The organism is Sedimentibacter sp. B4 (assembly GCF_000309315.1).
Lineage (GTDB): Bacteria > Bacillota > Clostridia > Tissierellales > Sedimentibacteraceae > Sedimentibacter > Sedimentibacter saalensis.
This window is the reverse complement of record NZ_CANG01000076.1, coordinates 1-210: the sequence shown is the minus strand read 5'-3', so window position 1 is coordinate 210 and position 210 is coordinate 1. Positions and strand designations below refer to the sequence as shown.

Sequence of the window (210 nt, the reverse complement as noted above, 5' to 3'; positions counted from 1 at the left end):
GGGCAGCCGCTGGACGGGTTCACCGCCCTGGACGACCGTCTGGAGACGATCTCCACCGACACCGTGCTGTCCCGGCAGACCGCTTTCGGCCACCGGCACCCGATCAGCGGTGACGTCTCGCTGGTGCACAACCCGCGCGACTTCTCCGAGATCGAGGCTCCGCTCACCGAGGACCAGGCCCGGTCGGGCGCCGGGTCGTGCCTCGACTGC

The 210-nt window shown here is 71.0% G+C and carries 1 protein-coding gene; it reads left to right on the top strand.

Going from position 1 to position 210, the window contains the following annotated elements; all coding sequences use genetic code 11:
• Positions 1–210: hypothetical protein (locus BN358_RS26055; protein WP_198018365.1), on the top strand; the 210-nt coding region annotated here is incomplete at both ends.